The sequence below is a fragment of the Roseateles koreensis genome, assembly GCF_028595305.1.
GTDB classification, from domain to species: domain Bacteria; phylum Pseudomonadota; class Gammaproteobacteria; order Burkholderiales; family Burkholderiaceae_C; genus Paucibacter_A; species Paucibacter_A koreensis.
In genome coordinates this window covers 1-2,720 of record NZ_JAQQXS010000029.1, presented here as the reverse complement: position 1 = coordinate 2,720, position 2,720 = coordinate 1, and the positions used below count along the sequence as shown (strand labels likewise).

The following is a 2,720-nucleotide window of genomic DNA, read 5'->3' as shown; positions in this document are numbered from 1 at the left end:
GTCACCCTGGGCCACATGAGCCAAAACAAGGGAGACGCCCAACATGGCTGATCAGCGGTACACAGGCGAGGTGCTGGCCACCCACACCACCAACGAGCAATGGTCACGTAAGACGGTGGTCGTCAAGACGAAGCCGCGCCCTTTGGTCCCCATCATCTTCTTTCCTGGGGTGATGGGCACCCGGTTGCAGTTGCAGGCCAAGGCGGTGGGAAGCCGGTTTCTTTGGAATCCCGATTCAAAAAAGGGCCTGTTTGACAGCTATCTGTTCGAAGGTCTTTTTAGCTGGGGGGACGGGACGGACGCCGATGTGCGAAACGTTGGCACGCGTCTGGGTTCACCCGGCCAATTGCTCTCCGATCTGGATAGTAGCCATGTGAGCGCCGAAGAAAAATGCATCGAAGACGAGCTGTTCTTCAACTCCTCCGAGGAGGAGAAGAAAGGCCTCAAGCCTCACATTCAAAAAGTGATGCAGCGCCGCCAGGCGCGCGGCTGGTACAGCATGTTTTACGACTCCTACGTGCCACTGCTGCACACCTTGAACCAATGGGGTCGTGGCTACTCGGTGAAGCAATTGGATGAGGCGGGGCAGATGCAGCCCCTGCACAACCAGCAGGCCTTTCATCCCGTCTGGGCGTTTGGTTATGACTGGCGGCAAGGCGCGGATTTGATTGCTCAAGGCGGCCGGCCTTACGCAAAAGGAGAAGACTTCAGCACCTTTCTGGAAAAAGTCTTTGCAGACAGCTACACGGATTGCGTGGACTGGTACTGGCCCAAGCAGAAGCAGGTGATTGTGGTCACGCACAGCATGGGCTCGCTGGTGGCGCGCTACATCAGCGAGGTGGCGGGGTTCAGGGATCGGATCGCCGGCATCATCCATCTGGCCCAGCCCACCACGGGCGCACCTGCTGCCTCGCTGCGCCTGCTGGCAGGCACGCAGACCGAAGACATGGCCAAGCTCGGGGGCAGTGATGACCAAGCCATTCGCAACATCATGGGCATCTCGCCCTACCGCTATTTGACAGGGGTGGCGCAGCTGACAGGCCCGCAAACCCTGCTGGCCTCCAATGACTATTGCGCCGATGCTGAGAAGGCTGTGGCCTCGGCCAAAGACCCCATCGATTGGATCAAATGGGTGGACCCGCAGGGGGAGCATAAGACTTTTATCAATCAACAAAAGATAGGCGCAACACGAGGCGAGAGTGGCTTGCCTTCTATCCATAAAGACGAGCGCATAGGTTGGCTTGCCCCACGCTTCTGGTCGCGTTGGGGATCGCCGGGTGCTTACGATTACACGGCCTTGAAGCCTTTGCATGATTTCAAGACACAGTGGCGGGCAGATGCGGCAGGGGTTAAGGATCACAGTGAGCCGTCAAGCCAAGGTAAAAAATCGAAATTTGATGATGTTCAAAATGCTTATGACGAAGCCAACACCATCGTCACCCGCCTGCGCCTCAAATATCACCCCGAGACAACCGCCATCTACAGCAATGGCGGCCAAAGCATCACCCGCCTGACGGTGCAGTTACTGCCGGTGAAGTTCCCGGTCAGCCAATCCATGGACCCCAACACTTTGCAGATGAAACCCACCTTGATCGATGCGTTTCAAGTCCACTGGGGGTTTGAGCGCAGCGCGGGCGATGGCACGGTGCCCGAGTCCTCGGGCAAGGCGCTGAGCGCGGCGGGCGTGAAGCTGCAAAAAGCCATTGCCGGTCCTCACAGCGAGCACCAAAACATCGGCCACAACCCCCAGGCGCAATCGCAGCTCTTCACGGCGCTGCGGGCGATTTCGAAGAAATTCATATGAACAAGCCTACGCAGCGCCGCCATTTTTTACAAACCATACCCGCCTTGCTGGTCTGGCCCCTGGCCGGTTGCAACCCACCCCCTAGCAGAGAGACTCTTCTGATGGAATACACCGGCGCCTGGATAGGCATGGGCAAGGTCTTGATGCCCGTCTCCCCCTTCGAGTTTGAGCTGATGCCCATTGAAACAGGCCCCAAGGCCAGCAGGATCAAACCGATCTTCTTCAGCATGCGGGTCAATGTGTCCGCCCAGGGCAAGCCTCAGCCGCCCATGACCAATCAGGAATATCCTGTTGACGCAGGTATCAGTTTTTGGCTGGACAACGGTGGCGGCACGGCCATGGAGATTTTTGAGCGTGCCAGCGAGTGGGATGTGCAGCGCAAAGTGGTGTTTGTCAAAGAAGTGAGTTTTGGCAACAACCGCTATCTGCATGGGCAGACGACACAAAAGGGTGCGGATGATGGAACCATCAGTTCGATCGTGGCGAATATCGACCATCGTCTGGACACCTTTGTGTTGACGATCTCTGACCAGTTGAGTTTGGTTATTCAAGCCTCGCGGGAAATTGCGATGAATGCCGTCAAACGGGCAAGGTTGGAGCGCGATGCGGTTGACCCGAAAAAGCAATTTCCTGGGACGATGAATTCAGAACAATATGCGCTTGATGCGGAAGCTCGCTACCAAACCTGGCGCGACCAAACTCTGCCCCACCTCGACGCCGCACTGCCTGTTGTGCTGAGCAATGTGCAGGTCTTCCAGCACGACCCTTTTCATTTACCCGCGCCCAAGCCGGGCCTGGAGCGCCACTACCTCTGGAACTGCGCCATTGATTTCCCAACGGACAAGCTGATCGCCAATGGCTGCAGCACGGGGGTCATGGTTAACTTTCATGCGGCGGGCAAAGCGCTTTGGGTGTT

General features: G+C 57.2%; 2 protein-coding genes. Both read left to right on the top strand.

Annotated elements, in window-relative coordinates:
• Positions 1-43 precede the first annotated feature (43 nt).
• Positions 44-1,804, top strand: coding sequence for a lipase family alpha/beta hydrolase (locus PRZ01_RS19075; protein ID WP_273598433.1), 1,761 nt, complete (start codon positions 44-46; stop codon positions 1,802-1,804).
• Positions 1,801-2,720: hypothetical protein (locus PRZ01_RS19070; protein WP_273598432.1), on the top strand; the 920-nt coding region annotated here is incomplete at its 3' end. The genes PRZ01_RS19075 and PRZ01_RS19070, both read left to right, overlap by 4 nt.

Coding starts and splice junctions, on each gene's coding strand:
- PRZ01_RS19075 (WP_273598433.1), top strand. CDS start 44: ATGGCTGATCAGCGGTACACAGGCGAGGTGCTGGCCACCCACACCACC.